Annotated in this window: 28 protein-coding genes and 1 riboswitch; of the genes, 7 read left to right on the plus strand and 21 right to left on the minus strand. The window is 43.3% G+C overall.

Annotation, left to right across the window (positions count from 1 at the left end):
• Positions 1–130: 130 nt before the first annotated feature.
• The 3 genes from NEJAP_RS14170 to NEJAP_RS14180 all read right to left on the minus strand — a co-directional run bounded on the left by NEJAP_RS14170 (position 131) and on the right by NEJAP_RS14180 (position 3,829).
• The gene (locus NEJAP_RS14170; protein ID WP_201347845.1) at positions 131–283 is read right to left on the minus strand and encodes a PEP-CTERM sorting domain-containing protein; all 153 of its coding nucleotides are present in this window, start codon (positions 281–283) and stop codon (positions 131–133) included.
• A gap of 445 nt (positions 284–728) precedes the next feature.
• Positions 729–2,072 (minus strand): HlyD family type I secretion periplasmic adaptor subunit, encoded by a 1,344-nt coding sequence (locus NEJAP_RS14175; protein WP_201347846.1) that lies wholly within the window; start codon positions 2,070–2,072, stop codon positions 729–731.
• A 2-nt stretch (positions 2,073–2,074) separates the two neighbouring features.
• Entirely contained in the window at positions 2,075–3,829 is a 1,755-nt protein-coding gene (locus tag NEJAP_RS14180; protein WP_201347847.1) for a type I secretion system permease/ATPase, read from the minus strand.
• Between the two features lie 273 nt (positions 3,830–4,102).
• Here NEJAP_RS14180 and ppk2 point away from each other — a divergent pair, with 273 nt between their 5' ends.
• From ppk2 to NEJAP_RS14200, 4 genes are all read left to right on the plus strand, one after another.
• Complete coding sequence (ppk2, locus tag NEJAP_RS14185; protein ID WP_236590943.1) at positions 4,103–4,999, plus strand: polyphosphate kinase 2; 897 nt, start codon at positions 4,103–4,105, stop codon at positions 4,997–4,999.
• A 15-nt stretch (positions 5,000–5,014) separates the two neighbouring features.
• Positions 5,015–5,242 carry a phosphatase gene (locus NEJAP_RS14190; protein ID WP_201347849.1) on the plus strand — a complete coding sequence of 76 codons (228 nt, stop codon included), beginning with the start codon at positions 5,015–5,017 and terminating at the stop codon, positions 5,240–5,242.
• A gap of 88 nt (positions 5,243–5,330) precedes the next feature.
• Positions 5,331–5,493: riboswitch (cobalamin riboswitch) on the plus strand.
• 32 nt (positions 5,494–5,525) lie between these two features.
• Positions 5,526–7,451: a TonB-dependent receptor family protein gene (locus NEJAP_RS14195; protein WP_201347850.1), complete on the plus strand. Its 1,926-nt coding sequence runs from the start codon at positions 5,526–5,528 to the stop codon at positions 7,449–7,451.
• A 52-nt stretch (positions 7,452–7,503) separates the two neighbouring features.
• A complete protein-coding gene (locus NEJAP_RS14200; protein ID WP_201347851.1) occupies positions 7,504–8,073 on the plus strand; it encodes a cob(I)yrinic acid a,c-diamide adenosyltransferase in 570 nt (189 codons plus the stop codon).
• A 30-nt stretch (positions 8,074–8,103) separates the two neighbouring features.
• Here NEJAP_RS14200 and NEJAP_RS14205 read toward each other — a convergent pair whose 3' ends face one another.
• The 11 genes from NEJAP_RS14205 to NEJAP_RS14250 form a co-directional block, all read right to left on the minus strand.
• A complete protein-coding gene (locus tag NEJAP_RS14205; RefSeq protein ID WP_201347852.1) occupies positions 8,104–9,618 on the minus strand; it encodes an HDOD domain-containing protein in 1,515 nt (504 codons plus the stop codon).
• 77 nt (positions 9,619–9,695) lie between these two features.
• The gene (locus NEJAP_RS14210; protein WP_236590944.1) at positions 9,696–10,562 is read right to left on the minus strand and encodes a cobalamin-binding protein; all 867 of its coding nucleotides are present in this window, start codon (positions 10,560–10,562) and stop codon (positions 9,696–9,698) included.
• 167 nt (positions 10,563–10,729) lie between these two features.
• The gene (locus tag NEJAP_RS14215) at positions 10,730–11,713 is read right to left on the minus strand and encodes an MDR family oxidoreductase (protein ID WP_201347854.1); all 984 of its coding nucleotides are present in this window, start codon (positions 11,711–11,713) and stop codon (positions 10,730–10,732) included.
• A 78-nt stretch (positions 11,714–11,791) separates the two neighbouring features.
• On the minus strand, positions 11,792–12,295 hold the full coding sequence (msrA, locus tag NEJAP_RS14220) for a peptide-methionine (S)-S-oxide reductase MsrA (protein WP_201347855.1): 504 nt from the start codon (positions 12,293–12,295) through the stop codon (positions 11,792–11,794).
• A gap of 123 nt (positions 12,296–12,418) precedes the next feature.
• Positions 12,419–12,994 (minus strand): hypothetical protein, encoded by a 576-nt coding sequence (locus tag NEJAP_RS14225; RefSeq protein WP_201347856.1) that lies wholly within the window; start codon positions 12,992–12,994, stop codon positions 12,419–12,421.
• Entirely contained in the window at positions 12,994–13,125 is a 132-nt protein-coding gene (locus NEJAP_RS19380; protein WP_236590945.1) for a YgdI/YgdR family lipoprotein, read from the minus strand. Before NEJAP_RS19380 ends, NEJAP_RS14225 begins: the two co-directional genes overlap by 1 nt.
• Before the next feature lie 61 nt (positions 13,126–13,186).
• Complete coding sequence (locus NEJAP_RS14230) at positions 13,187–13,537, minus strand: hypothetical protein (RefSeq protein WP_201347857.1); 351 nt, start codon at positions 13,535–13,537, stop codon at positions 13,187–13,189.
• 117 nt (positions 13,538–13,654) lie between these two features.
• Complete coding sequence (locus NEJAP_RS14235; RefSeq protein WP_201347858.1) at positions 13,655–13,960, minus strand: MTH1187 family thiamine-binding protein; 306 nt, start codon at positions 13,958–13,960, stop codon at positions 13,655–13,657.
• A 160-nt stretch (positions 13,961–14,120) separates the two neighbouring features.
• The gene (locus tag NEJAP_RS14240) at positions 14,121–15,728 is read right to left on the minus strand and encodes an NAD(P)/FAD-dependent oxidoreductase (protein WP_201347859.1); all 1,608 of its coding nucleotides are present in this window, start codon (positions 15,726–15,728) and stop codon (positions 14,121–14,123) included.
• A 173-nt stretch (positions 15,729–15,901) separates the two neighbouring features.
• Entirely contained in the window at positions 15,902–16,615 is a 714-nt protein-coding gene (locus NEJAP_RS14245; RefSeq protein ID WP_201347860.1) for a pseudouridine synthase, read from the minus strand.
• A 139-nt stretch (positions 16,616–16,754) separates the two neighbouring features.
• On the minus strand, positions 16,755–17,390 hold the full coding sequence (locus NEJAP_RS14250; RefSeq protein ID WP_201347861.1) for a PEP-CTERM sorting domain-containing protein: 636 nt from the start codon (positions 17,388–17,390) through the stop codon (positions 16,755–16,757).
• Positions 17,391–17,803: 413 nt separating this feature from the next.
• On the opposite strand from NEJAP_RS14250, the gene NEJAP_RS14255 reads away from it, so the two are divergent.
• Both NEJAP_RS14255 and NEJAP_RS14260 read left to right on the plus strand, forming a co-directional pair.
• A complete protein-coding gene (locus NEJAP_RS14255) occupies positions 17,804–18,541 on the plus strand; it encodes a FadR/GntR family transcriptional regulator (protein WP_201347862.1) in 738 nt (245 codons plus the stop codon).
• A 122-nt stretch (positions 18,542–18,663) separates the two neighbouring features.
• Positions 18,664–19,194 carry a YhcB family protein gene (locus tag NEJAP_RS14260; protein ID WP_201347863.1) on the plus strand — a complete coding sequence of 177 codons (531 nt, stop codon included), beginning with the start codon at positions 18,664–18,666 and terminating at the stop codon, positions 19,192–19,194.
• 83 nt (positions 19,195–19,277) lie between these two features.
• Here the strand turns inward: NEJAP_RS14260 and NEJAP_RS14265 are convergent, their stop codons facing one another.
• Entirely contained in the window at positions 19,278–20,039 is a 762-nt protein-coding gene (locus tag NEJAP_RS14265; protein WP_201347864.1) for a Nif3-like dinuclear metal center hexameric protein, read from the minus strand.
• Positions 20,040–20,130: 91 nt separating this feature from the next.
• Here NEJAP_RS14265 and NEJAP_RS14270 point away from each other — a divergent pair, with 91 nt between their 5' ends.
• Positions 20,131–21,279 (plus strand): trypsin-like peptidase domain-containing protein, encoded by a 1,149-nt coding sequence (locus NEJAP_RS14270; protein WP_201347865.1) that lies wholly within the window; start codon positions 20,131–20,133, stop codon positions 21,277–21,279.
• A gap of 74 nt (positions 21,280–21,353) precedes the next feature.
• Here the strand turns inward: NEJAP_RS14270 and hisD are convergent, their stop codons facing one another.
• The 6 genes from hisD to NEJAP_RS14300 all read right to left on the minus strand — a co-directional run bounded on the left by hisD (position 21,354) and on the right by NEJAP_RS14300 (position 25,893).
• Positions 21,354–22,661, minus strand: coding sequence for a histidinol dehydrogenase (gene hisD / locus NEJAP_RS14275; protein ID WP_201347866.1), 1,308 nt, complete (start codon positions 22,659–22,661; stop codon positions 21,354–21,356).
• A gap of 1 nt (position 22,662) precedes the next feature.
• On the minus strand, positions 22,663–23,310 hold the full coding sequence (gene hisG, locus NEJAP_RS14280) for an ATP phosphoribosyltransferase (protein ID WP_201350646.1): 648 nt from the start codon (positions 23,308–23,310) through the stop codon (positions 22,663–22,665).
• Positions 23,311–23,322: 12 nt separating this feature from the next.
• Positions 23,323–24,585 (minus strand): UDP-N-acetylglucosamine 1-carboxyvinyltransferase, encoded by a 1,263-nt coding sequence (murA, locus tag NEJAP_RS14285; protein ID WP_201347867.1) that lies wholly within the window; start codon positions 24,583–24,585, stop codon positions 23,323–23,325.
• A gap of 21 nt (positions 24,586–24,606) precedes the next feature.
• Entirely contained in the window at positions 24,607–24,849 is a 243-nt protein-coding gene (locus tag NEJAP_RS14290; RefSeq protein ID WP_028468537.1) for a BolA family protein, read from the minus strand.
• A gap of 84 nt (positions 24,850–24,933) precedes the next feature.
• Positions 24,934–25,260, minus strand: a complete 327-nt coding sequence (locus tag NEJAP_RS14295) for an STAS domain-containing protein (protein WP_201347868.1) — start codon at positions 25,258–25,260, stop codon at positions 24,934–24,936.
• Positions 25,261–25,263: 3 nt separating this feature from the next.
• Positions 25,264–25,893 carry an MlaC/ttg2D family ABC transporter substrate-binding protein gene (locus tag NEJAP_RS14300; protein ID WP_201347869.1) on the minus strand — a complete coding sequence of 210 codons (630 nt, stop codon included), beginning with the start codon at positions 25,891–25,893 and terminating at the stop codon, positions 25,264–25,266.
• Positions 25,894–25,895: the final 2 nt, after the last annotated feature.

Consider the following 25,895-nt stretch of genomic DNA (forward strand, 5'->3'; position numbering starts at 1 on the left):
GTCCGATTGGTGTTAGCGCTAATTGAGTACTATTGCTTCACAAGCCAGTCGCATGCTCTCTGGTGCAGACATCGCCATACCAGAGCTAAATAATAAAGCGAGGCCAAAAGGCCCCGCTTTGTGGTGTACTTTATTTTTTCAAGCGACGAGCAATAACCATTGCTGCTACACCAGCACCTAACAAAGGCAACATGCCTGGCTCAGGAACCTGATTAAAAACAGGAGCAGCAATGACAGAAACAGAAGTAAGCATTAGAGCAGAACCAGCGATCAATTTTTTCATGTTAAAACACCTTTATTAAGTTGAGTATTTATCACCTACAGTCAAACGGCTGCAAGGTTTGTATCCAAGGTTCAATTTGGTATGAACTTGGCTCCTGAAAGTGAACCACCACAAACAAGAATTAAACTATGCTGACTAAAGCAAATTTTATACCAAACAATATAACCAACCTTAACACAACATAAATATGCATTATTAACACAATATTAATCTTTAAAAACAATAAGTTAATAAAAAAACGAACGTTTTATTGAAAAGTTTCTTCAAACAAAAAATAAAAGGTATTCATTGCTTTATCGCAAAAACCACAGATGTAAAAAAACCTGACAGAACAGTCAAGCATTCTCAAGGAAGGCCAAATCAGAATAATGTTTAAAACATATGTTTTATTTATAGGCCTGATTCAGGATGAATATTCAGGCCCTTTTAACGAAGGGAAAGCAGCCTACTCTTCTATAAATGAGCGCGCCACCGTGTCTACAAGAGGATCAGATAAGTACTGAAATAAAGTTCGTTCGCCGGTTTGCACAAAAACCTCGGCAGGCATTCCAGCAATGAGCTTCAAGTCATTACCTATTAAATGCTGCAAGCCTTCATCCGTTAACTCAATAATGGCAAGATAATAAGGCGCCTGAGTCGAATCATTTGGATCTAAAATACTATCCGCTGAAATATTAATTAACTTCCCATCAATTCGCGGCGTCTCCCTCATCTTGAAAGCTGAGAAGCGAACATCGACAACTTGCCCAATAGACAATCTATCAATATCGACCGGAGAAACTCTAGCTTCTATTATCAGCCTAACCCCTTCAGGCACAATATCCATAAGCTTTTCACCTTCGCCAATGACACCACCTACCGTGTGAACAGCGAGCTCTAAAACAGTCCCTGTTTGAGGAGAACGTATTTGCGTACGCGACAACGTATCCTCTAAGGCTTGGCGCTGCTCAATCAGCTGAAATAGACGCTCTTGCACTTCATCAACCTCTGAAGCAACTTCTCTTTGCAATTCTTTTTGTAACTGTAGAGCCTGCAGCTTAGAAGCCACCACTTCAGATTTTGTTGAGGCAATACTTGCAAGCAATTCACCTAGCTCACCACGGCTTTGCGCCACTTCGCGATAAATTTCACGCTCCCTACCTTTTTCAGCAAAGCCTTTCTTCTCTAATGACTTTAAATCTTTCAACTGGTTTGAATAAGAGTACACCAAACGTTGACGGCTTTTTTTCTGGGCTTCAAGACCTGTTAGCTGCGACTCTAGCTGCTCAGCCTGCTGAGCATACAGCGCGAGTTCATTTTCATAGGACTCTTTACGTACGTTGAAAATTTGCCGCTGCACCTCTACCGCTTCTTGAGCACGACGATCGTCTTGAAGATCCATCAAATCTTGAGGAAATATAACTTCACTCAACTGATCACGCTGAGCAATCAAGCGAGCTTCACGCGCACGCGAAAGAATGTACTGCCCTTGAACCACCTCTAACTGAGCCTTTGCCTGAGTATCATCAAGCACCATCAAGACCTGCCCCTTCTCAACATAATCTCCATCACGCACCAAGACAGACTTAACAATACCGCCTTGCAAATGCTGAACTATCTTCTTGTTATTCTCTACCCGGACTTTTCCTTGTGCATGCGCCGCACTGGCAATTGGCGCAACAGAAGCCCATGTACCCATACCAACAAACACGACTGCAATGATAAGGAATCCAATGAAAAGAAAGCGGCTATCATCAACAGCTTTTTCTAAATACTGTGTTGTTGCTTCTGTTTGTTTTACATCATTCATAATTAATTCTCGAGTGCAGCATTTTCAGAAACAGGCTTAGCCAAAACTTTAGCTGCAGGCTGAGGCGTACTGAGCTTTTCCATAACAACAGCAGCATTATCAAACGCAACCAAGCTACCGCTTGAAAGCACCATCACCTTATCCACCAGCTGTAATAAGTTATTACGATGCGTCACCACAACTAATGTTGAACCAATAGCTTTAAGACTACGAACAGCATTTGCCAAGGCCAAATCACCTTCGGTATCAAGGTTCGAGTTAGGTTCATCCAACACAACTAATTTTGGCTCTCCATACAATGCCCTCGCTAATGCGATACGTTGACGCTGCCCTGCCGATAATAAATGTGCTGTTATTTTTGTGGCATAACCATCAGCCAGCTGCAAAACCATTTGATGCACACCCGCAGCCATAGCAGCGGCAACTACTTTGTCAGGGTCAACCTGACCAAAACGAGCAATATTTTCACTCACAGTACCTTCAAGCAATTCTATATCTTGAGGAAGGTAACCAATGTGCTCACCTAAAACTTCACGATCCCACTGCTTCATCTCGGCACCATCAAGACGAATAGCGCCTCTTGTTGTTGGGTATATACCCAGCATGGCGCGGATCAATGTCGACTTACCAGCCGCACTAGGACCAATAACAGCAACCGACGTCCCCGGCTCAATTTTGAAGCTAATATCCTGTAAAACAGGCTCTGTACTACCTCCCAGCGCAACAACAACCTTCTTAAACTCAACCAACCCCTGAGGAGGAGGAAGCGGCATCGGAGGCTCTGTCACTTTAGAGTTCTCAAGCAGACTCGTTAAACGCGTATATGCACTTCTAGCACCCAAAAAGCTTTTCCACGAATTGATAAGCTGATCTATCGGTGCCAGAGCTCGCCCTAACAAGATAGAACCTGCAATCACTGTCCCGCCAGATATGTCTCCTTGAATAGCCAAATACGCACCCAAACCAAGCATTAACGACTGCATAGTGGTACGAAAGGTCTTTGATACTGTTGTAATCAACCCGCCCTGACGGCTCGCCCTCGTTTGTAATTCAAGTAGCTGATCCTGCTTTTGCTGCCAGCGGGCGCGCAAGCGCGGCAACATCCCCATAGCCTCAATAACTTCTGAATTACGTAAGTTAAGCTGCGTTTCTTGAGTATTCTCAATATTGAGTTTATTCGCATCTTGAATATCTCTACGTGTGATTCGCTCATTAACGACAGCAAGAATAATCAAAAATATAGCGGCAGCCAGCGCGATGCTTCCCATTAAAGGATGGAAAAGATAAACAACACCTAGGTAGATAGGCAACCATGGCGCATCAAACAGTGTTAAAAGACTAGCACCACCCAAAAACTGGCGCAGCGTCAATAAATCTGACAAAGGCTGCGCAGTAGCAACACTGCCGCCAGAAGTCAGCGCCTGATGAAACAGAGAATCAAATACGCGTGGCCCTAGAGTTTTTTCCAACCTGTTACCCGTCACTATTAACACCTGTGACCTAACCCACTCTAACGTTCCCATCACCAAAAATAGAAAGACCAATAACAGCGTTAGCATTAACAGCGTTGATTCACTGCTGCTCGTTAAAACACGATCATAAACTTCGAGCATGTAGATAACAGGTGCCAGCATCAAAATATTGATGCAAAAGCTAAAAACCCCAGTTGATACAAAGGAAGTACGCGAAGCCGATAATGCCTGATATAACTCAGATTTTTCCACAGATTCTTTTGGGTTGTGTGACTGTGATTTCATAGTTTAACTGGATTCCATACGTTAATCAGGTGAGTGCACATTACTATAAACCTATATTTATTCAGTACTTTTTTATCAACAGCTTAGCGCCAAAAAAATAACAAACTATATCGAGACTAGAACTGAATACAAAATATTTCTATATTTACCTATCAAAAATGACATTTCGTAACATTTACATCAAATATCACTAATTAAGTGACTCGGATCAAAGGATTTGTCCCTAGAGAGAGGATAATTATTAATCATAAACAATCTTCAAAGGAGACAATGATGGATGATCTGGTAAAAGCCCCCGCGCAAGAAGCTATTGAAACACTTGAGGCTGCATCTGAGCTGAATGACTCAGCATCAGCAGAACAACAAGAAGAAAATAACACCAATACTCAAAAGCGAATCTCCCGCAAAGAGTACGAAGCCACTAAAAAAGATCTGCAAATTGAGCTACTCAAAATGCAGAGCTGGGCGCGTGAAACCGGAGAGAGAATTGTCATCCTATTTGAAGGTCGTGATGCCGCAGGTAAAGGGGGAACGATCAAGCGCTTTATGGAACACCTAAACCCTCGTGGCGCTAGAGTTATCGCTTTAGAAAAACCTACCGAAGAAGAAAAAGGTCAATGGTACTACCAGCGTTACGTCAAACACCTTCCAACCAAAGGGGAAATTCTGCTGTTTGACCGCTCTTGGTATAACCGAGCCGGTGTTGAAAGAGTTATGAATTTCTGCTCTCCAGCAGAATATCTTGAATTTATGCGCCAAACACCTGACTTTGAACGCATGCTGGTTCGTAGCGGTATTAGACTTTATAAATTCTGGTTTTCAGTTAGCCGTGATGAGCAGTTTGAACGATTCCAAGCACGCAAAGTGGCACCACTGAAGCAATGGAAATTATCCCCAATTGATCTTGCATCACTTGATAAGTGGGATGCATACACAGAAGCAAAAGAAGCGATGTTCTTTTATTCTGATACAGCAGATGCTCCTTGGACGGTTATCAAATCAGACGATAAGAAACGTGCACGTATTAATGCCATGCGCTTTGTCTTGAGCTCTCTTCCTTATCCCAATAAAAATCCGGATATCGACCTAACACCCGATCCACTTATTGTTGGTAATGCACGCGACATTCATGAGCAAGATGAACATATTTTCTTGCCTGACAATACATAACACGGAGGTAGAACCATGTCTCAGAAGCAAACGCAGCACTCACATAATGTTGTTGAGTCCTTTAAAGGGAAATTATCAACAGAACTGCAAAGCCAGATTGGCGACTCGAATTTTTCAGCATTAGAATTGATTGTAGAATCAGCTATCAGCACTGCCGTGCTTGAAGAACTCGAAAAAGCAGCCGACCGTATCGAGAAACTATCGCATGACATCCGTAATTTTGCCGAAAGTTATGATAGCTAGACGATAAAAAAGTGGCTGTTCACAAACCATTTGTGCACAGCCTACATCCCTCCCCCTTACATTGCATCACGAAAAACCTCCCTGTAAACTTCGCCCCAGCCATCCAGGTGCCTCTAATAAGGTTAAACGGGAAGAACGGTGCGTATGACGCTAGCCATAAAGCCAATACAAAGCCGACACTGCCCCCGCAACGGTAATCGATCCATACAAGATTGAGAGTCCGGATACCGGCCTGCTTCTCATCCAACTCAATGCGCGGCGGGTGCATACCCTGAGGTTTTACATGTATCGATTAACACCTATGCTAGCAGTAGTAGCGTTAGCTAATATGCCATCTATTTCTTTTGCCTCTTCAATAACCAACCAACCCCTTCATATAACGGTATCAGGTACACGTTCATTATTATCAGAAGAGATGTCGGGAAAATCAGTCAACGTCATTACGCACCAACAAATCAGCGCGAGTGGTGCTGCCAATATCTTTGAAGCACTGCGCAGTAGCGGCGCAGTCCAGATCACACAAAACTATACAGGTAATAGTAATGATGGCGTCGTTTCCATGCGTGGCTTTGGAGAAAATACTAGTCAAAACGTATTGATTTTGGTGAATGGCAGACCACTTAACAACCCTACACTAGAAGCCCCCGACCTCAGTATTATTTCTCTAAATAATGTAGATAGAATTGAAGTACTGCAAGGCAGTGCGGGGGTATTATATGGGCAGAATGCCGTCGGCGGCGTAATTAATATCATTACTCGCTCTATTGAAGGCTCAAACGCTCAGATTCAGCTTTCAATGGGCTCATATGACACAGCCAAGTTTTCTGTAGGTTTTGATCAACGTTATGATAATGGCCTGGGAGTACGCGTCAACGCGAACAGGAATACAAGTCATGGCTATCGTGATAACAGTGACACTGAGTATGGGCGTGTAAACGCTGGATTATCATATCGCTATAACACAGGTGAAATCGGCATATCACATCAGGTTATCCATGATAATCAACGCTTGCCGGGTTCCTTAAGTGATTATCAAGCTCTTACTAAACCCCAAGCAACAAACACACCTAACGACTTCTTTAACGCAGACGTTATTGTGAATGAAATAACATTATCTCAATCAGCATCTGAACACTTTTCATTAAATGCAGAACTCAGCCAAAGAGATAGCAACGGCAAGGGCTACCTCTATGGCAGCAACTCTCGTCAGGACACCCGGGTAAATTCATTTACTCCTCGTATTTCCGCCCACTTGCCTACACTTCATGGCGATACAATTCTGACAACAGGATATGACTATCGCGGCAGTGATTTCCAAGCTAATAATGCACTAGGAACAACAAATAGCCGGCAAGTTTCGCACGCGTTATATGCGCAAGTCATCCACCCTATAAGTGCTCAGGTTTTTGCAACTTTCGGCGCACGAGACACTCGTATAAAAGATAGCAACCGTGTCTCCAACAGCGATCACTCAGATTCAGCCTTTGTGAAAGAATTCGCCATTAATTGGAGACCAAAATCTAACCACCAGTTTTTTCTAAGACGTGATGAGAATGTTCGTTTCGCAGCAATTGAAGAAAATGGTTATACCCTCCCTAACATTAGCTTCCTGAAACCACAAAAAGGAACATCATGGGAGCTCGGCTGGAAAGGGCGCTATCAACAAACCAAATTAATGCTGAACTTGTACAGATTAGAGTTAAATAATGAGATTTTGTTTGATTCAGCAGCCAATGGCGGTTGGGGAGCGAACTTAAACTTAGATCGCTCACTTCGCAGAGGTGTTATCCTCAGCGTAGAGCACGCCTTGATGCAGAATATCAACATAGGTGGCACCTACACCTATACCGACTCGGAATTATTAGCCGGCTCGTTTAAAGGGAATGAAGTGCCTTTTGTTGCACAACATACACTTAATCTATTTGTGAATTATCGCTTTAATCAGCAATGGAATCTCTACCTCGATGGGCAATATACTGGCGAACGTTATTTAGCAGGCGATGATGCCAATACATTAAGCAAAACCGACAGTATCGTCCTTATGAATGCCTCATTAAAATGGCAGCATAACCACTGGACAAGCCAGCTAACTGTTAACAATTTATTCAATGAAAAATATGACGCATATGTAGGTTCCTCTTTTGGCTCTGCGTACCATTACCCAGCGCCCGAGCGAAACCTACTCTTTAATGTAGGCTATTCTTTTTAAATAGCGGCACATAGGGCTGGAAATACCAGCCCTGATTACTCGGGATAAAAAAATGGCCAATCGACTCACCAAAATCTATACCCGTACCGGCGACAAAGGCGAGACAGGCCTTGCTGATGGCCGGCGTGTATCGAAAACCTCTGAGCGTATTGAAACGCTGGGAGACATTGACGAACTCAATTCTGTTTTAGGCGTACTGCGAGCGGAATTAACCGCAGAGGACCCAATATCAGCTATCTTTTTTCAATTGCAGAATGATCTCTTTGACTTAGGTGGTGAGATGGCCATGGCTAATCCCGATTATCATGCGATAACACCTGAAATGATCAGCGAACTAGAGAATCACCTTGACGACTTAAATGAGCAATTACCGCCATTAACAGAGTTTATACTACCAGGCGGTAGCCGTAGCGCAGCTTACTGCCACCAAGCAAGAAGCATCTGCCGCCGCGCAGAACGCCAAATGATTCGCTTATGCAATGCTGAAGAGCAAAACTCAACAGGAGCAATCTACCTAAACCGCTTATCTGACCTACTCTTTGTCTGCGCCAGAGTCTTAGCTCGCAGAGCGGGAGCAACGGAAGTATTTTGGCAGCCAAGAAACCAGCCTAAACCAGCCTAAGACTCTATTATTCAAAGCTTTCTAGTAACGCTATGCCTTATGGGAAAGCGCTATTTTGGATTGAATCACAAACTGGTTAAAACAAGTAAAATCCTTGTCTTCAAGAGGCTTGTCTACGCGGTCTGCATAAAATAAACCAATAGCTTTGCCGCGTATCACCACAGGAGCAATGACCATTCCACTCGGCCCGACCTCTTTAATAAACGCCGCCGGCAGGCGCTCTTTCCAGCCCGGTTCATTTAAATCTGACACCAGTAATGTCATCTCTTTTTTAATCACATGATAAAACAAACGCAAGTCTGATTCTTTTCTCTGTGGAGTAAAAAACTGCTCTAATGATTCCAGAGAATCACCTTCGGCAATTTTCATACCTAACATAAGGGGTGACTGGCGGTATAAACAAAACATAACACGCTCATAAGAAGTACAAGCCTTAATCCCTTCAACTACGAGCGATAAGATATCGTGGGCCGACCCTTTTTCTGCGGTTAATTCAGCCAAACGGTTTAAGAAGTACAACTGCTTACCCGGGCTCTCATCTCTTTTCTTAGGCGCCTTCACACCAGTACTTTCTGACTCAACCAACTGATTACGCGAATGAAAGAAATAAGCCGTACGACGAATACACTCATCTAAACGAGGCTCACCGGTTTCTTGCATGGCAGGAACAAGCCCTTTTAAATCAATACCATACTCTTCAACCATATTTGCAGAGAGCTTACAGGCATCTTCAAAACAGCTTTCAACATCCTGATCCTGCAATGAAAAATCATCTCTTAACGCAGAACTTAAATGCTCCATGCTTTGTTCATGATTCAATTCACCGTATATTTTTTCAATTAGGGTGTGGCTGAAAGAAACCAGTAAATGCTGCTTATGTACTAGATGATCAGACTCTTCAGCTGTCATCTCATCCATCGTTTTCACTACAGAAGGAGGAAAGCCCCAACTTTGAGCAAGATCTTGCCCAATATCGCTAAACTGTCCACCCAGCGTTGCTAACTGGATACTGCTCCATGATTTATCGCCAGCAATCCTGGCCAAACACATCTCTTGATAAACAGCCGGCATCGTACTAGCAATAATGATTTCACCGAGATTGAACAGCAATCCACACAGAAAGGTCTCTTCTATATCTCGTACGCCTGCTTTAGCCGCTAGCTCTCTTGCCATCGATGCATTAAGGAAAGCACGTAACAATAGTTTTTCTATATTTGAATCAGGATACGCCTCTGTAAAGCTCTCGATGAGCTTAAGAGAGATACACAGGTTTTTAATTCGATTAAAACCCAGAAGCACTACAGCACGGGAGATAACCGTTACGTTTCCCATACCCCGGTTAAACTCCGGCGTGTTAGCAATACGTAGTAATTTGGCAGACAAGTTGGCATCTTTCATCACTGCCATAGCCAACACCATCGCATCACTTTCAGGTGAACGACTGAGTTCTTGAATACGGTTCAGTGTTGCACTGAATACAGGTAGGTCTCCTCCATGGCCTAACTGTGTATGGATGTTCTTTAATGTTTCTTGATATTTAATCACAATAACCCTACTACGAGTGATGTATTAATAGAGTAGTCAATAACAGCGGGTAAGGGAAATCTACACAGCAAAACCCGCTAATGAGAGCGCACTTTATCTAACAAGTAACATATCTGCCGCAACCCTTGAACGCTTCGCAATGTAGGGCGATTAACTAGGTCAGCATTGAGTGTATACAAATGCTGATGACGAACAGCTGAAATTTCTGGCCACACCTTCCATCGTTCTTGCCAATTAATCGGTGTCCCCTGCTCTGGCACTAAAATAACCTCGGGGCTCAATACAACAATACTCTCAACACTCGTTTGTGGGACAACCTCCGTTTGGTTAGCAAAAAGATTGCGGCCACCACACAAAGTGATCATTTCATTAATCATCTGCTGCTTATTGGCTGTCATCAATGGTTCGTACCACAACTGATAGAAAACAGAGACAGTGCGCTTATTCCGATAAAGCGAAGTCGCTTTCTCAACATCTGCGTTAAATGCAGCAATGAGCGGAGCGGCCACCTCCGACTGCTGCGTTAAAACCGCTAAATCAGACAGCGTCTTACTCACACCCAACAATGACTGGCTAGACGCCCGATAAACCACCACACCTAAAGACTCCAACAAAGCGAGAACTTCGATAGGGCTCCCACTATCCCACGCCACGACTAAATCAGGCTGAAGTGCCAAAATAACTTCAGCACTAATCTCCTCAGCGCCACCAATACGAGGAATGGATAGCGCTTCTTTAGGGTAGTCGCTGTATTCAACCGTTGCGATAATCCGCCTACCGACACCGAGCGAAAACAGCTGCTCTGTTAAATGAGGTGCTAGCGTAACAATTCGCCTAGCAGGCTGCTCTAGCGATACTTGTCGCCCCGCATCATCCTCTACAGACAAGGCTTGCGCAGTAAGCGAAACGAGAATTAACACAAGCGCAGCAAATGGATAAAACACGGTGGTCAACTCATAGAGGATTGAAATATAAGAATAACCTAGAACTGACAAAGCCGCCTAGCGCTACTCCAGTTATAACTATCAACAAAGATAATTATCAACCGACATCACGATAAACGGCTTTCATTAGTACACGATATTACAGCCGCGCTATAAGTTGCTCAGCTCTACTTATTAAGATCAACAATCGTTCGGCCTTGAATCTTACCATTCACAATTTTCTCGGCGTATTCAGGCACATCATCCAAGCCAATAACCTGACTGATTTCACCCAACGCTACAGCGGGTAAATCTGTTTGTAAGCGATTCCATGCTTGTGTTCTACGCTCGATAGGACACATCACTGAATCGACACCTTGCAAGCGTACGTTACGCAAAATAAATGGCATGACGGTTGTTGGCAGTTTAAAGCCTCCCGCTAAGCCACAAGCGGCAACCGTAGCGTTATAATCAGCTTCAGCCAGTATTCTTGCCAGCATTGCATCACCGACCGTATCAATACCACCCGCCCAACGTTGACGCTCAAGTGGACGGGCTTTTTCACTCATCTCTTCACGCGTTAAAATAGTCGTTGCACCCAAGCCACGCAGGTAACCTTCAGTTTCTGCTCGGCCCGTAATCGCAGCCACTTCGTAACCCAGCTTTGCCAAAATAGCCACAGCAACTGAGCCCACACCACCCGCGGCACCTGACACAACAACCGGCCCTTTATCTGGCGTAACACCGCCTTCTTCGAGTGCCATTACACACAACATCGCCGTAAGGCCCGCCGTTCCTATAGACATAGATACTTCAGGCGCCATACCTGTTGGTAGCGGTACTAACCATTCAGATTTAAGGCGTGCTTTTTGTGACAAACCACCCCAGAAACGCTCACCCACGCTCCAACCAGTGAGTACAACTTGATCACCCGCTTTATAAGTATCGCTATTACTTTCTGCCACTGTGCCGACTAGATCGATACCCGGCACCATCGGGAATTTGCTAACAATTTTGCCTGTTCCGGTAATCGCCAAACCATCTTTGAAGTTAATGGATGAATAATCAACATCAACTAATACATCTTCATCAGGCAGATCGCTGACATCCAACGTTTTAATCTCGGCAACCGTTTTACCGTCTACTTGATCCAGAACCAGTGCTTTAAACATCACAAACCCCTATTTGTCTTACAATTTAACAAATAATAACATCGCTGCTTATAAAAATACTACACCGTTGTTCAATTTTTAAACAGAGGGCTTTGGCAGCACCCAATTAGGGCGTGGAAAATGACAGGTATAACCATTAGGAAAATGCTCCAAGTAATCCTGATGCTCAGGCTCAGCATCCCAGAAATCACTCACCGGCTCTAGCTCAGTAACCACTTTACCCGGCCATAAACCTGACGCGTCCACATCAGCGATGGTATCTAACGCCATCTGTTTTTGAGCATCGCTGACATAATAGATCGCCGAACGATAAGACATTCCCTGATCATTACCCTGTCGATTAGGTGTTGTGGGGTCATGAATCTGAAAAAAAAGTTCAAGAATACGACGATAAGACAGTTGAGCAGGGTCAAACAGAATCTCGATACCTTCAGCATGTGTTCCATGATTACGGTAGGTGGCATTGGGTACATCACCACCGGTATACCCAACCCGCGTAGCAACAACACCCGGCAACTTACGAATTAGATCCTGCATACCCCAAAAACAACCACCTGCCAGCACTGCGCGCTCTTGTGACATGTCGGTATCTCCATTAAAACTAATATTTAAAGGCTTAAGCCTAACAGCATTCGGCTTAGAGGCTAAAGAGGTGTCATTGGTTCATCGCCACTAAAAAATCTTTGATAGGTGCACAAATAAATATTAGTGATCTTGCCACCATTTCTGGGCTCTATTCCTATCAAAAGATGGGAGAAGCGCTTTTTTAACTTCAACATTCGCTAGCGCGGTAAATCTAGATCTGAATACTTCCTCATCTTTATCCCATTGATCCGTAATTTCAATATCAAAAGTACCACCAGAGGCACCAGCAAAAGCTTGATCAATTAATGGTATAGAAGGCCCTGCTTTAAACTCGTCTCCCTGACGCTCTCGCACAGTCGCATTAATATGGCCTAAGTAAAACACCCCCTTGCCATTAGCCACTATGTTCTCATGTACAGGAGTAAAGAAAAATCCATGGATAGGAAAGGAGGAACTCATACTTGATAGCCCCCTCAATACATATTTGCCATTTTCTAATTCCATCCTTAGGTAGTAATAATTTCCTAAGACGGGGTCGTCAGTTTCTTTTTTTGCTTTATCATCCATTGTAAAATTTATATGATCTTTTGCCTCTTTTGCCTCTTTTGCTTCTGCCGCATCCGTCCTTTCAACATGCACAACAATCAGCTCTGGCTGGTGTGAGTGACGATATTGATTACTAATTTTTGCTGTCATTAAAAATACTGGATTTGTTTTTTTTCAACAACCTCTGATTCATCATTAAATGCCATCTTTTGCGGTGAGGCACAGCCCGTCATCAATAAAGCGAACCCAAGTGAAGCACTCAATAAAATACGTTTTATCACTTTAAAAATCCTTCTAAAATCACTAATTAATACAATAATATAGAGCCTTTTAAAGACTCAACTACAACCCACTCTCTACATAGTGGTGATAGATAGCACACTGTCTTTTGCTTTCTTTTTCGGTTGTATAAGTTTGCTTTTTTTGATGCATGGCCGACCAATCCATACATGAGCGCCACATCGCCTTTCCTTTCTCACTGCGTGCTCGTTGTTTTCTAGCTGTATTTTGCCTTATCACAGCATCAGCTTGTTTTTGATCTATTAACTGCTCTCGTGTTAAATCCATAATTGCGTTCACTTCACGCAATTCAGATGCAACAAACTGCGCGCTAATATAAGTGGATAAGAGGTTTCCGCAAGTGACTGCCAGCGCGATAACAAAAAAGAGTGTTATAAAATGGGGTGTTTTCACTGTGTTGAAATATCCATATTTCAAAGCAAATTGTGAAGGCCTGTGGATAACAGGCCTGATGATCCATAGAGCGAGCGGGTCTATAAAACCAGTCGGTCTTTGTAAAAAGTATAGCAGTTATTTAGCAATCATTTTTTCTTGTACGCTGGTGACTTTATCAGCCATGGTCTGATCTTTATCTATGCGTGTGCCTAATTTCATATGGCTGGTAATACGAACCGCGCCCTTCTCATGAAGCACTTCGTGGCAACGCTTGACTGCTGCCATGACATCTTCCCACTCACCTTCTACGTTAGTGCCGTAGCCATGCATGGTATGCGTTAAGCCAGCATCTTCAAAAATCTTTTGGCACATAGCTATATAAGGTGATACTGAAGTACCTACGCCGCCAGGTGAAACCATAATATCCATCAATACGTACATTGTGCTTATCCTCAATTTTGACTGTTATATGGCTGTATTCCACCGCCCTTAGTGCAATGTATCAAGGGCCAATCAGCTCTTTTAGATTGGCCAGCCCTTTTCACAAAGAGATCAATTGAGTTGATATTGATGCGGGCTATACTGCACCCGACTAACCCTTCTACTTGTTACTGTGATTAATACTCAATGCCATCGCTTCAGCAACCTTGATACCATCAATCGCTGCCGACATAATTCCACCCGCGTAACCCGCACCTTCACCTGCCGGGAACAAGCCTTGAGTATTAATGCTTTGGAAGTCTTTACCACGTTTTATACAGATAGGCGCCGAGGTTCTAGTTTCAACACCTGTGAGCAGTGCATCTTCTAAAGCAAAGCCATTAATCTTTCTGTTAAAAGCAGGTATCGCTTCCCTAATAGCCTCAATACAGAAATCGGGCAGCGCTTTAGAAAGATCCGTAAGTTTAATGCCCGGTTTAAATGATGGCTCTACACTACCGATAGTCTCGGAGGAGACTCCTTTTAAGAAGTCACCCACCTTTTGCGCAGGTGCATCGTAGTTTTCGCCCCCTAACAGGTAAGCATTGCTTTCGAGTTCTCGCTGAAAATCAATGCCAGCCAATGGGCCACCCGGGTAATCTGTTGGATCAATGCCTACGACAATTGCACTATTGGCGTTACGCTCTGCTCGTGAATATTGGCTCATGCCATTAGTAACGACACGGTGCTCTTCAGACGTTGCAGCGACTACGGTGCCTCCCGGACACATACAGAAGCTGTAAACAGAACGGCCACCTTTACAGTGATGAACGAGCTTGTAGTCAGCAGCACCTAGGATTTCGTTACCCGCATTTGCACCAAAGCGCGCTTCATCAATCAGTGATTGTTGATGTTCGATTCTAAAACCAACAGAAAAGGGTTTCGCTTCGATGTATACGTTTTTATCGTAAAGCATCTCGAAGGTATCACGAGCACTATGGCCAATCGCTAAAGCGATATGCTTAGACTTGATCACTTCGCCATCTGCCAAAGCAACACCGGTAATTTGCCCTGCTTCTATTTGTACATCATCTACGCGCGCACTAAAGCGAATTTCACCGCCCAGCTCTATGATTTTCGCACGCATCTTTTCTACCATCGATACCAAACGGAATGTACCAATATGCGGCTTGCTCACAAACATAATTTCATCGGGCGCGCCCGCTTCGACAAACTCGGTAAGTACTTTACGACCATAGTGGTGCGGATCTTTCACTTGGCTATACAACTTACCATCGGAGAATGTACCTGCTCCGCCTTCACCAAACTGCACGTTAGACTCAGTATTTAATATTTTTTTACGCCAGAAACCAAACGTATCTTTAGTACGCTCACGCACTTCTTTACCCCGATCAAGGATAATCGGCTTATAGCCCATTTGTGCCAAGACGAGTCCCGTTAACAAGCCGCAAGGGCCAAAACCAATAACAACAGGGCGTTCCTGTAAATCTACAGGCGCTTGTGCCACAAATTTATAGCTCATATCAGGAGTAGCTTTAATGAGCTGCTCATCTGCAAACTTTTCGAGAAGCGCTTTATTATTTTTTGTCTCAACATCCAATGTATAGATAAGAACGATGTTAGCTTTTTTTCGGGCATCATATCCGCGCCGATGTACGTGGTAGCTAACAAGATCAGCAGCCTTAATAGATAAGCGAGCTACAACGGCATTGGCAATAGCCTGATCATCATGATCTAGCGGTAATTGGATATTCGTAAGGCGTATCATGTGAGGATTCCAGAAAACCGAGGGCACTAATAAAAATAAAAAAAGCCGTCGAGGGTTACTTAGTTATAGTAAAGAGTGCAGTTTACGCGCTTATTTAAGATGTGTCGCAGAATTGCTCATTAGGCTCTAGTATTTTTATGTTTATTACGACTTAGTCCATTACTCAAACGGTGTTAACGATAAATACACTCAAGCTCATGAGGCGTTAAGTTACGATTCTCACCAGGCAACAACGCTGAATCAAGAGATAGATTCCCAATAGACATACGGTGCAGTTGCAGTACAGGATTACGAAACCGGCCAAACATCCGTTTTATCTGGTGATAACGCCCTTCCGTCAGGTCCACATGTGCAACATACTCAGAGACAATTTCAAGCACTGCTGGTTCCGTAGTAATGTCTTCATAGGAAAAATACATGCCCTGTGCAAAGGCCTTTATATATTCTTCTCTAAGGCTATTTTTCAAAGTAACTTTATACGACTTTGTTACCTTGTTTTCAGGCGATGTGAGTTGGCGAGACCAACGACCATCATTGGTTAATAAAAGTAGACCCGATGTATTCAAATCTAAGCGCCCTACTATGTGCAGTGTTGCCTTATCTGGTCTATCTAGCAGATCAATCACTGTACGATGCTTATCATCCTTAGTTGCACTTACTACACCAATGGGTTTATGCATCATAATATAAACAGGTTTATTCGCCTGTAATACCCGATCATTATCCAAAACAATATGAGAAAACTCATCAACAGACAAGTCAATATTCAGAGCAATCACACCATCGACACTTACACGTTTTTGAGCCAGAAAAAGCCTGACATCTTTACGCTTCATATTTAAATGACTACTTAGAAAGCGATCCAAGCGACCGCGCTTTGACTGCATGACTGAACTCCTCAACTACCCAGAAAATGATTATACAATGAAGTCCTAGTATTGCCGCTTCGTTAAGACAAACAGCAGATCGATCAAACCACAGACATAAAAAAACCACTCGAAAGTGGTTTTATTTTATCACTAGGATCTAGGCTCGGCGACGAGCAGCTCCGGCCCCTAATAAACCTAAGACAAACAAAGCAATAGTTGAAGGCTCAGGAACACTGTGAGCAATAGGGCTATCATACAATAAACCAATCACATCGAGCTGCAAATCCCAACCTGGATCACCATTAATGACTAATCCAAGTGTGCCATCATGAGAAAGCACTGAATTGGAAATGCTAAAAACAACATCTTGATTGAGAGTGTTTCCCGGTATATCAAAGTTAGCAAATGACAAACCATCATAGAAAAATTCTAGATCAGTAGCATTTCCATCTGACTCAATAACCTTAATTAGAAATTCATAGTGAGAGGAGCCTACCGGCAATAAATCAGCATCAAATCCCCAAGAGACTCGTACCTCTGAGTCTTCGGCAGAGCCATTCGAAATCGTTAAAAAGCCAAAGCTTACTTCAACACTACTTTGTACAGGGTTAGAGAAAGCCAAAAGCTCGGCACTTAAGGTACGCACCGCATTGGTTTCTACTACATACGTATCTGTACCACTCAAAGCAATCATCTGCTCCGAGCCAACATTAAACCCATCAATTTCGATCAAACCAGCCTGCGCACTAAATGATAGAAGTACTGCAAATAGACTCCCAGCAAGTCTAAGCATTAAACTCTTCAGCACACACTCCCTTTTAAACAAAATTGTATTTATAAATTTTACAGATCGCATCATCAACTCCTTGATTTAGCTAATTTTTTAATAACATAAATTTCTCGCTGCCATACTATAAGGCGACGAATCATTTTTGCTCACCATGCAAACCTTACGCCGATTAATACAAACGTTTAAAAAACATGAGCTTAAGAGAGATCTAATATTAAAAAAAATATGAAGTGTAAGATTTACTGACAAAAAACATTTTAAAATCAATCAATTAGCACAACACGCTGTTAAGCCAAAGTTCATTTATCTATTTTAAAAACAACCCCACATCAAAAAAACATTCGATGCGCACGACAATTTAACAATAAACCCAATATATGAAATACTCACACTCTATTTATTGTGAGTAATAGTGCGTGAAATCTATAGATTTTGAACCCGTCAGCCAGAAAAGCCTGTCTCGTCAGATCGCGGATCAAATTCGCCAAGCTATTATCGACGGGTCTTTAGCTGCCGATGATCGCTTACCCACTGAGGATGAACTTGCAGCCCGCTTCAGCGTTTCACGCCCCACTATCCGCGAGGCACTTAAACGATTAGCCGCACAAAATCTTGTTCGCTCAAAACGTGGGCCCACTGGTGGCACTTTTGTAAATCGTCCCAGTGTTAGCGATTTAAGCGACTCTTTAGCTGGCGCTACTACTCTTTTGATGGGTTTAAACGCCTTTTCATTAGAAGAGATAACGCAAACCCGCCTTGAGCTTGAAACCATCTGCTGTAAACTTGCTTCCCAGAACCGCTCTAAAGAAGATCTAGAGGCATTGCTCTGCGAGCTAAAAACTCAAGAGAACCCTAACCTCTCTGCAGAAGAGTTTTGTGCATCAGATGTTAATTTTCATCGTTTAATCGCCAATGCAACCGGTAATCGCATGCTCGCCTTTGTCATGCATACCGTAATAGAGGCCTTACAACCTGTGGCTAATATGGTAGCTCACCGCTACCGTGAAAAGGCCGTCATCTATAACCAGCATAAGCGGTTATTTTCTGCGCTATCTGATCAAGACGCTGAGCTTTGCATCCAAATATTATCTGAGCAAGTTCATTACCTTAATGAACAGCACAATGCCGCCAAGTCAGATAAAGAATCGTGTTAAACAAAAACTAAATGCATGTTATGTTGTCTCTTATTGATTATGGTTAATAGGCTTTGAAGTAAGTTTCTATTATCCTAGGGCGATATCAAAAAATAATGTGATTTATGCAGTGAGGACTAACTGTGGAAGAGAGTAATATTTGGATCATTGGTGTTGTAGCATTAGCAATTGGTGGATTGATTGGCTTCCTAATGGGCCGCTCTGGCGGTAGCTCAGACGAGCAAGAAAAACTGGAAGACGCTAAAAAAGAGCTCGAAAACTACAAAACTCAAGTAGCTGGTCATTTTGAAGAGACTGCCGACCTTGTTAATAAAATGACTGAATCTTACCGCGGTGTTTACCAACACTTAGCGACGGGAGCACAAGCGCTATGTGATGCGGATACAGCACGCTCTATTGAGTCTAGCATGACCCCACAACTGATCGCCCAGAAAGAAGTTGAAGTCGACAAGACTGAAACAACTGAGAGCGAGACTACCGATGATGCTGATGCTAAGACAATATCAGCCGTTGAGCCACCACGTGATTACGCTCCAAAGCAACCAGATGAAGAAGGCACTCTGTCTGAATCATATGGATTAAAAGAAGCACCTGATGACATCGGCAAAGCTGATGCTGAACCAAGCACAGAAGAAAACACCAGAAAAGCATAGCTTTTATATTTGAAAAAGGCCTCTTCATGGGGCCTTTTTAGTTTCAATACGTGTATTTTTCTCAGATACTCACACCTAAGTACCTAAACCGGATTGTCTATCTCAACATAATGATGCTCAATACCAAAACGAGTCGCCAAATGCTCCCCTAATGCTTGTACCCCATAACGCTCAGTCGCGTGATGCCCCGCAGCAAAGTAGTCAATACCCGCTTCTCGCGCAATATGAACTGTTTGCTCAGATATCTCACCCGATACATAAGCATCAACCCCTGCTTCAAGTGCTTTCTCAATGTAACCCTGCGCGCCTCCAGTGCACCATGCGATCTTCTTAATAGGGCGATTGATACCTTGGATATGCTGTGCAGGCCGGCCAAGTACCTGTAAAAATGCTGCCGACAGCTGCTCAGCGCTTTGCGGCTCAGGCAACTCCCCAACCATTCCAATTGCGCGTCCCAGATCCCCATCAAGTCCAGATACAACCTTCCAGTTCATTTTTGCAGCCAACTGTGCATTATTACCTAACTCTGGATGGGCATCTAAAGGTAAATGAAATGCAAGCAAGCTAATATCATTTCTGAGTAGTGTACTCAGGCGGCGCTTCTTTATGCCTGTTATTCTCTCGTTTTCGCCTTTCCAAAAATAACCATGATGTACCAATATAAGATCAGCCTGCATTTCCACAGCTGCATCTAATAAAGCTTGAGATGCAGTCACTCCTGATATAATTTTCTTAACAGCCGGCCTCCCCTCTACCTGCAAGCCATTAGGAGAATAATCTTTAAACACATCTACACTTAACAAATCTTTGCAATATTGAACCAGCTTTGGCAATAAAACAGACATATAATTAGATCCTCATTAGTAACCATGTGGCACAAATCGTATAATTCTACGGTGAGATTTTGTTTTCACTAGTATTTCGGAATTTATTTTAATGCGCAAACTCAGCTTTCTTGGTTGGCCAATTATTACAGGTGTGCTTATAGCAATTATCCTGTTGCAGTTTTTCCCCCAACTACTGGCACCGCCTGTGACAACTGTCGAAATTAGAGAAACCCAATTACCGACTCATGTCCCAGGGAAAAGCGGCCCAGTTTCCTATTCCGAGGCCGTCAAAAAAGCAGCTCCTGCTGTTGTTAACATATATACGCGAACGCTTATTGAAGAAAAAAAACACCCCGTAATAAAAGACCCTTTGTTCAAAAAGTTTTATGAACTAGGAGATATGCCTCAACGAGAGCGTATTCAATCAAGCCTAGGCTCGGGTGTCATTCTTAATGCTCAAGGCTACATCATTACCAACAATCATGTCATCGCGGGTGCTGACAGTATCGTGATTGTTCTAAAAGATGGTCGCGAAGCATCCGCCGAAATTATAGGAACGGACCCTGAAACCGACCTAGCCATCCTCAAAACTAACATGGATAACTTACCAAGCGTTACACTATCACCCTCTGATTCACTACTCGTGGGTGATGTCGTACTGGCTATTGGCAACCCTTTTGGTGTTGGCCAGACAGTAACAATGGGTATTGTGAGTGCGACAGGAAGAAACAGCTTGGGCCTAAACACCTATGAAGATTTTTTACAAACGGACGCTGCGATTAATCCGGGGAACTCCGGCGGTGCTTTAGTAGATGCTCACGGCAACCTGATTGGTATCAACTCTGCTATTTTTTCAAAGTCAGGCGGGTCCCAAGGAATAGGTTTTGCCATCCCCTCTAACCTTGCCAAAAAAGTCATGACTGATCTCATTACTAAAGGCCGTGTAGTTCGTGGATGGATGGGTGTTGAGATTCAAGAGCTAACAGCTAATCTAGCTGAATCTTTTGGACTTAAGGAGATGAGTGGTTTAATTATTGCTGGCATCTACCGAGATGGACCTGCGCATAAGGCCGGCTTACAACCCGGCGACATTATGCTTTCTTTAAATGGCAAACCGGTTGAAGGACGACTCTCAATGATTGGTATTGCTGACTTCACTCCAGGTGAACCATTACAAGTCGAGTATTTGCGGGAAGGAAAACAGTTTACTTCAGAAGTAACCGTGGGAGAAAGACCATTAACTCGCCCAAGCTCTTAAGTCTAAATTTTTAACACTTGAAAACAAACTTACAAAAAAGGCCTCTCAAGAGGCCTTTTTTACAACAAATATGCTTAGTTCTTAATGCGGTACTCTGCAGAGCGCGCATGAGCAGTAAGTCCTTCACCTCTTGCCAACACTGAAGCGACACCTCCAATATCAGAAGCGCCGTCGGCGGAAAACATAATAAGCGAAGAGCGCTTTTGAAAATCGTAAACACCTAACGGAGAAGAAAAACGTGCAGTACCTGATGTTGGTAAAACATGGTTAGGACCTGCACAATAATCACCCAGCGCTTCTGCAGTATGGCGCCCCATAAAGATAGCACCGGCATGGCGAACCAAGGGCAATAGAACTTCAGGGTCTTCTACTGAAAGTTCTAAATGCTCAGGAGCTATACGATTACTAATTTCAAGCGCCTGCTGCATATCTTCAACGAGAATGAGCGCTGCTCGCGTTCGTAAAGAAACTTCAATAATTTCCTTACGCTCCATGGTTGGTAATAGCTTACGAATACTCTCTTCGACCTGATCAATAAAACCTGCATCAGGTGTTACCAATATTGGCTGCGCATCTTCATCATGTTCTGCTTGTGAGAATAGGTCCATAGCAACCCAGTCAGGATCTGTTTGACCATCACAAACAACCAAAATCTCTGAAGGCCCTGCTATCATATCGATACCGACTGCACCAAACACTGCGCGTTTAGCAGTGGCCACAAAAATATTACCCGGCCCCACTATTTTATCCACTTTAGGTACAGTTTCAGTACCATAAGCCAATGCAGCAACAGCTTGCGCCCCGCCGATAGTAAACACTCGATCAACACCCGCTAAAGAGGCAGCAGCGAGTACTAACTGATTTAGCTCGCCACGCGGCGTGGGTACAACCATTATAATTTCAGCCACACCTGCTACTTTTGCAGGGATGGCATTCATCAACACAGAAGAAGGATAAGCCGCCTTCCCACCCGGGACATACAAACCTACGCGGTCTAGTGGAGTCACTTTCTGGCCCAGCATAGTGCCATCTTCTTCAGTGTACTGCCACGAGTCAGATTTTTGCTTTTCGTGATAATGACGAATACGCTGCGCCGCTTTTTCAAGCGCACTACGCTGAACCTCAGGAAGCCCTGCAAATGCTTGTGCAAGATGTTCAGAGCTCAACTCCAACTCTTGCATAGTATCAGCCGAGGTCAAATCGAAGCGATTGGTGTAAGTAACGACAGCTGCATCACCCTGCTGCTTAACTTCAGACAAGATATCATCAACTATTTGATTAACTTTCACATCGGAAACACTTTCCCATGCAAGTAGTTTCTCTAATTGGAGATCGAAGTCTTCCTGAGTGCTACTTAAACGAGTAATTGACAACTCAGTCATACTACCCCTCCCTTCTTTTTACAACGGCTTCAGACATCATGTCGATAATAGGCTGAATTTGGCGGTGTTTCATTTTTAATGCAGGCTGGCCAACGACTAACCGCGAACTAATGTTAGCGATAAAATCCATCGGCTCCAAGCCATTCGCACGCAAGGTATTACCCGTGTCGACAATATCAACTATACGATCAGCCAAACCCATAATAGGAGCCAGCTCCATAGCGCCATACAGTTTAACGATATCAACCTGACAACCCTGCTGAGCAAAATACTGCTTAGCAATATTGACAAATTTAGTAGCGATACGCATACGCCCTTCAACAGGCGGGGCTCCTGTAAGCCCCGCCACCATGAGCTTGCATTTAGCAATCTCGAGATCTAATGGCTCATAGAGGCCCTTGCCTCCGTGCTCCATTAAGACATCTTTGCCAGCAATACCCATATCCGCACCACCATACTCAACATACGTTGGCACGTCAGTCGCGCGTATCACAACAAATTTAATATTGTCATGATTAGTGTCGAAGATCAGCTTACGACTTTTAAATATATTCTCAGCGGGCATTATATTCGCCGCTTCTAATAAAGGCAGCGTTTCTTCAAGGATACGACCTTTAGACAGCGCAATCGTAAGCTGTTGTTTCTTCATCATTTTATTCACTTAACCTGGGATGCGGCGAATTTTCGCACCCATCATCTGCAGTTTCTCTTCAATACACTCATAACCACGATCAATATGATAAATACGATCAATTGTGGTTTCACCACTCGCTACTAATCCAGCAATGACTAAGCTAGCAGAAGCTCTTAAATCTGTTGCCATCACTTCCGCCCCCTTAAGATGCTCACCGCCTTCAATGCTAGCAGAGTTACCATCAATTAGAATGTTAGCTCCTAATCGAATCATCTCTTGCATATGCATAAACCGATTTTCGAAAATCGTTTCTTTAATATGCCCAACACCTTCAGCGACTGCATTTAGTGCAGCAAATTGCGCTTGCATATCGGTAGGAAAAGCAGGATATGGAGCGGTTGTAATATTGACAGCTTTAGGACGGCGCCCCTCCATGTCAAGAGAGATCCAGCCGTCACCTGTTTCAATCTTTGCTCCTGCTTCTGTCAATTTCAATAACACAGCATCCAAAATATCTGCACGTGTATTTTTAGTCTTAACATAACCACGAGTCGCAGCGGCAGCTACTAAATAGGTACCCGTTTCAATACGGTCAGGCATAACTGAGTAACGACAACCTTTGAGTGACTCAACACCATTTACAGTAATGGTATCAGTACCAGCGCCTTGGATATCAGCACCCATCGCAATAAGACAATTTGCCAGATCAATAATTTCAGGCTCACGAGCAGCATTTTCAATAATACTTTGCCCTTCAGCGAGAGCCGCAGCCATTAAAATATTTTCAGTACCAGTCACTGTCACGATATCAAATAATATTTTTGCGCCTTTCAAACGGCCATCACTACGTGCATGAATGTAGCCCGCATCGACAGTAATTTCGGCACCCATAGCTTCTAGACCACGAATGTGTAAATCGACGGGCCGACTACCAATAGCACACCCTCCAGGGAGCGATACTTCTGCTTCTCCATAATGAGCCAATAATGGCCCCAGCACCAAGATTGATGCGCGCATGGTTTTTACTAGCTCATATGGCGCATGAAAATTTTTGATAGTGCTCGTATCAACTTCAACGCTTAACTTTTCATCTACCGTCAGCTCTACACCTGTACGACGAATCAATTCAAGCATTGTTGTAATATCGTGCAAATGCGGTAAGTTGCAGATAGTTACTGGCTCATCAGCCAAGAGTGTTGCTGCAAGAATAGGCAGAGCCGAATTTTTAGCGCCTGATATACGAACTTCTCCGTTCAGACACGCACCACCTTCAATAATGAGTTTATCCATTCAAAAATTTCCAACCGTTGGTTAGCTTTGCAGTGCAGCCCACTGTTCAGGAGTATAGGTTTTAATAGTTAACGCATGAATAGTGCCATCAGCAATATATTCATTCAGGCACTGATATACCAACTGCTGCTTTTTAACTGGCATCAAACCGGCAAACTTGTCATTAATAACAGTAACTTCGAAGGAGCAACCCTCCCCTCCAGTGATCACTTGTGAGCCTTGCAGCTGCGATTCAATAATTTGTTTTACTTCTTCAGCGGTCATGAAGCGCTCCGGGGTAAGTTACGTTTGTAATAGAGGGGCGCAATGATAACGAATTAGCGCTTAAAAGGCGAAATTAATACCCGACTAACTGCCTTCAGGAGAGTGCCCTATAACACTCAAGCCTACAAGATCAGCAATCGCTAACATATCCTTTGGTAAGTTTATAAATGTCATTTTCTTATTTTGTTTTTTAGCTAGTCTTAAAAAACATAAACACAGAGACAAAGATGAACTATCCACTTTTTTCACATTTGAAAAATCCAGAACACAATCTCCAGCCTTAGCCGAAATTTCTGCTTCCACGACTCTTCTAACACTCTCAATGCGAGGAAAAACCAAATCACCCATTAATAGAATTTGGTTTAGCTCATTACTCATTTCTTTATTTAGTGGATTCTTCTGCTCAGTCACAGGCTAACTCTTTGTCTGCTTGTCATCGATTTTTGCTTCCCAAGAATCAACAACACGGCCCACGTCGTATCTTGAGCGCTGCATCATTTCATAAAACTGATTTTGGAATGTAATTCTCAAATTGATGCCATTCAACATCACATTCACTAGTTTCCAATGCCCATCAGACTTAACCATATAGTTAACCAAGGTATACCCAACACCAGCCTTAGACACTACATTCACAGAAACAATTTGCTTACTATCAACAGGGCTCACACTATTCGCTTTAACTAAGTCATATGTGTCCACATCAAACTCAAGCAATGATTTTGCATAGGTTCTTATCAATGTCTGCTTAAAGACAACTGCAAACTTATTACGTTGTACATCACTAGCTTGGCGGTAATACTTGCCCATCACCCACTTCGAGATGTAACCAAAATCTACATCCCTATCAACTATCGTTTCTATATCTTGAGTCACTGACTGAAGGTCAACTGGCTCTTGAGCACGATGCTCGTCGATAACAACAATCATATCTTCAATTGTTTGACGAACCTGAACACTCGCTTCTTGCCAAGTAGCCTGAGCTGTCAAAGGCTGAAAAGCCAAGCTCATCCCGAGCAAAAAAGTTAGAAAAAAGCGTTGCATTG

Source organism: Neptunomonas japonica JAMM 1380 (assembly GCF_016592555.1).
GTDB classification, from domain to species: Bacteria; Pseudomonadota; Gammaproteobacteria; order Pseudomonadales; family Balneatricaceae; genus Neptunomonas; species Neptunomonas japonica_A.

Bases quoted from the DNA above. Each gene is read 5' to 3' on its own strand.
- NEJAP_RS14170 (WP_201347845.1), bottom strand. From the start codon at position 283: ATGAAAAAATTGATCGCTGGTTCTGCTCTAATGCTTACTTCTGTTTCT.
- NEJAP_RS14175 (WP_201347846.1), bottom strand. From the start codon at position 2,072: ATGAATGATGTAAAACAAACAGAAGCAACAACACAGTATTTAGAAAAA.
- NEJAP_RS14180 (WP_201347847.1), bottom strand. From the start codon at position 3,829: ATGAAATCACAGTCACACAACCCAAAAGAATCTGTGGAAAAATCTGAG.
- ppk2 (WP_236590943.1), top strand. From the start codon at position 4,103: ATGGATGATCTGGTAAAAGCCCCCGCGCAAGAAGCTATTGAAACACTT.
- NEJAP_RS14190 (WP_201347849.1), top strand. From the start codon at position 5,015: ATGTCTCAGAAGCAAACGCAGCACTCACATAATGTTGTTGAGTCCTTT.
- NEJAP_RS14195 (WP_201347850.1), top strand. From the start codon at position 5,526: ATGTATCGATTAACACCTATGCTAGCAGTAGTAGCGTTAGCTAATATG.
- NEJAP_RS14200 (WP_201347851.1), top strand. From the start codon at position 7,504: ATGGCCAATCGACTCACCAAAATCTATACCCGTACCGGCGACAAAGGC.
- NEJAP_RS14215 (WP_201347854.1), bottom strand. From the start codon at position 11,713: ATGTTTAAAGCACTGGTTCTGGATCAAGTAGACGGTAAAACGGTTGCC.
- msrA (WP_201347855.1), bottom strand. From the start codon at position 12,295: ATGTCACAAGAGCGCGCAGTGCTGGCAGGTGGTTGTTTTTGGGGTATG.
- NEJAP_RS14225 (WP_201347856.1), bottom strand. From the start codon at position 12,994: ATGACAGCAAAAATTAGTAATCAATATCGTCACTCACACCAGCCAGAG.
- NEJAP_RS14235 (WP_201347858.1), bottom strand. From the start codon at position 13,960: ATGTACGTATTGATGGATATTATGGTTTCACCTGGCGGCGTAGGTACT.
- NEJAP_RS14240 (WP_201347859.1), bottom strand. From the start codon at position 15,728: ATGATACGCCTTACGAATATCCAATTACCGCTAGATCATGATGATCAG.
- NEJAP_RS14245 (WP_201347860.1), bottom strand. From the start codon at position 16,615: ATGCAGTCAAAGCGCGGTCGCTTGGATCGCTTTCTAAGTAGTCATTTA.
- NEJAP_RS14250 (WP_201347861.1), bottom strand. From the start codon at position 17,390: ATGCTTAGACTTGCTGGGAGTCTATTTGCAGTACTTCTATCATTTAGT.
- NEJAP_RS14265 (WP_201347864.1), bottom strand. From the start codon at position 20,039: ATGTCTGTTTTATTGCCAAAGCTGGTTCAATATTGCAAAGATTTGTTA.
- NEJAP_RS14270 (WP_201347865.1), top strand. From the start codon at position 20,131: ATGCGCAAACTCAGCTTTCTTGGTTGGCCAATTATTACAGGTGTGCTT.
- hisD (WP_201347866.1), bottom strand. From the start codon at position 22,661: ATGACTGAGTTGTCAATTACTCGTTTAAGTAGCACTCAGGAAGACTTC.
- hisG (WP_201350646.1), bottom strand. From the start codon at position 23,310: ATGAAGAAACAACAGCTTACGATTGCGCTGTCTAAAGGTCGTATCCTT.
- murA (WP_201347867.1), bottom strand. From the start codon at position 24,585: ATGGATAAACTCATTATTGAAGGTGGTGCGTGTCTGAACGGAGAAGTT.
- NEJAP_RS14290 (WP_028468537.1), bottom strand. From the start codon at position 24,849: ATGACCGCTGAAGAAGTAAAACAAATTATTGAATCGCAGCTGCAAGGC.
- NEJAP_RS14300 (WP_201347869.1), bottom strand. From the start codon at position 25,893: ATGCAACGCTTTTTTCTAACTTTTTTGCTCGGGATGAGCTTGGCTTTT.